The sequence below is a fragment of the Dyadobacter sp. genome, from assembly GCF_051859145.1.
Taxonomy (GTDB): Bacteria; Bacteroidota; Bacteroidia; order Cytophagales; family Spirosomataceae; genus Dyadobacter.
This window is the reverse complement of sequence record NZ_JBHYGF010000350.1, coordinates 1-4,516: the sequence shown is the minus strand read 5'-3', so window position 1 is coordinate 4,516 and position 4,516 is coordinate 1. Positions and strand designations below refer to the sequence as shown.

The window sequence follows — 4,516 nt, the reverse complement described above, 5'->3', positions numbered from 1 at the left end:
AACGTGCGCTCGCAGCTCACCAATAAACTGACTGCCGCGGTGCTTTTCAATGCACAGTATACCAGGGACAATTATCAGAACAGCAACACCTTGTACGATGCGTATACCAACCTGCCGTTTGACCCTGCATACGAAAACGGCGCGCCTACTGACGGGCGTTCTTACCCTAACTGGCTGGGCCGCGACCGTGAGAACTTTTTACATTCGATCCAGTACAACTTTGCAAAAGCAAAGAGCCTGAGAACGAGCCTTGATGTTAACCTCGATTACGATCTGACTGACAAAATCACATTGTCGAGCTACAACCGGGCGAATTTCGGAAGCGGCTCGGGCGCTACCTATTATGATCGCCGTACCAAGCAGGGAGGCGCGAATGGGGGTGAGCTTTATAACAACAATAACAACAATTACCGCCTGCTGACTTCTAACCGGATTCGGTACTCAGAGGAGTTTGGTAAGCACAACCTAACTTTGCTGGGCGTGGCTGAGGCGGAAACTTCTTTTGCAGAATACAACACAACTTCCGGTAAGGGGCTTCCGGCAGGACAGGATGTACTTTCGGTAGCGACGGACATTCTCGTTTCGCCGACCAGCTACAACGAACAGGTTGCATTCCGCAAATTCCTGGGTCAGGCCGATTACAACTACGATAACCGCTATTTCCTGGTTGGATCGCTGGTAAATGAGTTTTCTTCTTTGTTTGGTAAAAACAATTCGTCAGCCAACTTCTTCCAGCTGGGCGCTTCCTGGGTATTGAGCAATGAGAATTTTCTCAAAAACAATAAGGTGCTTTCTTTCGCAAAACTGCGTTTGAGCCACGGAACAGTAGGTAATGCAGCTATTCCGAACTTTGCATCTTTGGGACTTTACACCATTTCACAATCGGCCAGCTATGCAGGTGTGCCGGGCGCGCAGCCTTTTCAGAAAGGTAACCCCGACCTGACGTGGGAGAAAATCCGCGCGTCCAACCTCGGGTTTGATATCAGTCTGTTCAACCGCATTGACCTGACTGTTGATCTTTATAACAAAAAATCCGAAGACCTGCTGTACCAAAAGCCGCTGACTGCCACCACTGGTTATAGTTATGTTTGGGTCAATGCAGGTTCTGTACGCAACAGGGGAGTTGAATTCAGTCTCACTTCCAACAACCTCAGCGGCAAGGAGCTTACTTGGGAAACGAACTTCAATATGGCATTCAACCGCAACAAGATCCTTGAACTGAGCGGTGGTGCAGCGACTTTCCGGCCGGGTAACCGTTTGCCACTGGCAGCGGGCCACGATATGGGCGAGTTTAACCTGCCGGTTTGGGCGGGCGTAAATCCTGAAAACGGAGATCCGCAATGGGAGAAAATCGTAAAGGATGCAAATGGTAATGTGACCAAAGAACTTACCAATTCGTACAGTTCCGTTCAGACAGCGCAGTCACGCCAGTTTACAGGTAAGTCTACAAATCCGAAATTCACGGGCGGGTTGACCAATACATTGGGTTACAAAGGATTTACATTCTCTGCATTCTTCAACTTCGTGTATGGTAACTGGGTGTATAATGAAAGCCGCGCCTACTTTGACAACGATGGTTTGTATGAAAGCTACAACCAGATGATTCTCGCCAAAGGCTGGTCGCGCTGGGAGAAGCCGGGCGACGTTGCCACACACCCGAAGCCGATCGTAGGTGGTAACAAGGATTCCAACCAATCTTCGACACGTTACCTGGAAGACGGAAGTTATATCCGCCTGCGGAACGTGCGTGTGGGTTACAATATTCCGGTGGATGCGATAAAGCGCATTGGTTTTGCGCGTGCCAACATTTTCGTGAGCGCGGATAACCTTTGGACAGGTACCAAGTTCACCGGCCCGGACCCGGAGGCTTCTTTCTCTTTTGAGGATACCCCGGGTAACTCCAGCATTAAATACCCGATCAGCCGCAAGCTGCTCTTCGGTGTCAATTTCACATTGTAAAATTCAGCAGATATGAAATTTATAAAATCAAAACTGGTACTGGCACTCGGATTGGTGTCGATGCTATCCTGCGAACAATATTTTGATCCTACCACCAACATTGATGAAGCTACTGCGCTGGCCAGCGAGTCGGACGTGCAGACTGTGACGATCGGTACCTATGCATTTTTGAACAAATCCAATTATGTATACAGCGGCCATATTATGATGGAATACCCGAGCGACGAAATTGCGCAGGGACAGATTTCCGGAAATGATTTTACCCGCGTGTACCGGTACACCCACATTAATACGTCGACGCACGCGACCAACTACTGGAGTCAGTGCTACAAGATCATCGCGGCTACCAACAAGGTGATCGGATTTGTGTCAAATGACGCTTCTACCGAGTTGAAGCAGCTGAAAGGGGAGAACCTTTACTTGCGTGCGATGGCGCATTTCAATATGGTGCGGATGTTTGGGCGGCCTTATCCGCAGGGAAACGGAGAAAATCCCGGTATCCCCATTCTGCGCGACGGCCTGAGCGACGACGAAGCGACCAAGCTGCCGAGGTCTTCTGTAAAGGAAGTGTACGATTTCGTGATCAGCGATTTGCTGGCTGCGGCGGATCTGATGACGGTGAAGAAGTCGAATATTTACGCTTCAAAGGAAGTCGCGTATGCATTGCTGTCGAAGGTATATCTGTTTAAAGGCGACAATGCGAATGCATTAAAATACGCGAACCTGGTGATTGACAGCGGAAGATATTCTTTGCTTTCATCTGCCAGCTACCCGAGCTACTTCAAGGGTGTTCCTGAAAACAATACCGAGACGATCTTTGCGGTGCGCCATACCAGCGTTCAGATCGCGGAGATCAGCAGTATGTACATCAGTTCCGACCGTTCGGGCACTCCGCTTGCGCAGGGTGTGAGCGGCTGGGCAGAGTTGTATGCTTCTCAGAAGTACATCGACTTTTTGGCCAAACATCCGGAAGATTTGCGGAAATCGTTTGTAACACCTTATGTGCTCAATGGAGAGTTGCAGACCAACAAAAAGCTGACTCCCGCTACGCCGATGTATTATATCAATAAGTACACTTTGCAGGATAATGTGATCAATGCATCGTCGCCGGTGTACCTGCGCCTGGCCGACATTTACCTGATCCGCGCGGAAGCGAATGCGAAGCTGGGTAATCCGGCCGCCGCATTGGCCGATGTAAACCTGATCCGTACGCGCGCAGGACTGTCGGGAACTGCATTGTATACCACCGCGAATGTAGCTTCGGCTGGTAAGACGATCCTGGACGTGGTTTTGGAAGAGCGTTTTCTGGAACTTGCATTTGAAGGTCACCGCATTTACGACCTTTTCCGCAACGGACGCCCGATGGTACGCAACTACCCGGGTACCCACTCACAGAACAATACACCTACGACGGATGTAAGGCAGACGGTCCAGCCGACTGATCCGAGGGTCGTGTTTTTCATTCCGCAAAACGAAATTGATCAGAACAAAAACCTGGTCCAGAACCCATAAATGCATTATATTCTGTTTAGGTAGTGCGGACAGCAGGCAGGATTTCTGCCTGCTGTTTTTTTGTGCTCATTCTCTCGCCAGAAGCGCCGATCTGTACTCGGATTTATCTCTTATATTTGCCCTGCGAACTTTATTAAATTTTATGGTGCTTGTATTACAACTTAGGTTTGAAAAATGGTCTTGGAGAGGCATACGGGTGAAAGTCCCGAGACCTATCACAGCACCTGCTTTGATGAAGTTCGCAGTGACCTCTCCTTTGTTATTCACCATAATCCATTTAGGAAATGCGAACTTCAAATGGTCCAGGTGTTGTTTCAAATCATCTTTCGAACAACCCGGCGGTTGATGCACGTCACGCTTCAAGTATCGGTAATCAGCTTACAAAATCACAAGCTGAATTTTGGTACCTTATCGAATGTCAAGGCTATAAGGAGCTGGCGCATTCACTAAGAACAATCCACGATCTCGCCCTTTATCATTCGAATGTCCCGTTTGATACTGCGGAAAAATCAGCACTGTTTGATGTGAAAGTACTTTGGGAAGCCTTTGAGAAATTGGGGCAGGAAGCTTAAAGTTAAGGGACTGTCAATTGACAGTCCTTTTTCATTCCAAGCCGACTGAGGTTCTAAGTTTTTGTTCAAAATCGGCTTCTTGGCAAATCTCAGTTGAAGTCACCGGCCTTTCTATATTGCTGCTTGTGGCATTTTATCATTTATAAAAACTTCCAAAGGCAATCCTAAGTGCTTGTGAAGATTGTGGATTTGCTGCAAGGTAAAGTAACGTTTCCGATTGAGTATCTCGGATACTCTCGACTTGGGACCTATGAACTGTTCCAAATCTTTACTTTTCCAGCCATTTTCTTCCATCAAATACTTGATTGCATCGATGGGATCGGGATATGGTATTGGGTCGTGCATTTGTTCATAAGCATGAACCAATGTACTTATAATATCCAGCTCATCATCCAGTTCCGAATAAGGTGCCGGATTCAATGCAAGTAATTCGTCAATGCGTTGAAGGGCATTGAGATATTCCGATTCTGTTT

General features: G+C 47.9%; 4 protein-coding genes. 3 read left to right on the top strand and 1 reads right to left on the bottom strand.

Annotated features, from left to right (window positions below):
- The 3 genes from ACTIE6_RS18630 to ACTIE6_RS18620 all read left to right on the top strand — a co-directional run.
- Positions 1–1,959 (top strand): SusC/RagA family TonB-linked outer membrane protein (locus ACTIE6_RS18630; RefSeq protein WP_439558076.1); only part of this gene is annotated, 1,959 nt, incomplete at its 5' end.
- Between the two features lie 12 nt (positions 1,960–1,971).
- Positions 1,972–3,471 (top strand): RagB/SusD family nutrient uptake outer membrane protein, encoded by a 1,500-nt coding sequence (locus tag ACTIE6_RS18625; RefSeq protein ID WP_439558075.1) that lies wholly within the window; start codon positions 1,972–1,974, stop codon positions 3,469–3,471.
- A 284-nt stretch (positions 3,472–3,755) separates the two neighbouring features.
- Positions 3,756–4,043 carry a hypothetical protein gene (locus ACTIE6_RS18620; protein WP_439558074.1) on the top strand — a complete coding sequence of 96 codons (288 nt, stop codon included), beginning with the start codon at positions 3,756–3,758 and terminating at the stop codon, positions 4,041–4,043.
- Positions 4,044–4,154: 111 nt separating this feature from the next.
- On the opposite strand, the gene ACTIE6_RS18615 is transcribed toward ACTIE6_RS18620, so the two are convergent.
- Positions 4,155–4,516, bottom strand: a 362-nt coding sequence (locus ACTIE6_RS18615) for a helix-turn-helix domain-containing protein (RefSeq protein ID WP_439558073.1), incomplete at its 5' end; no start/stop codon positions are given.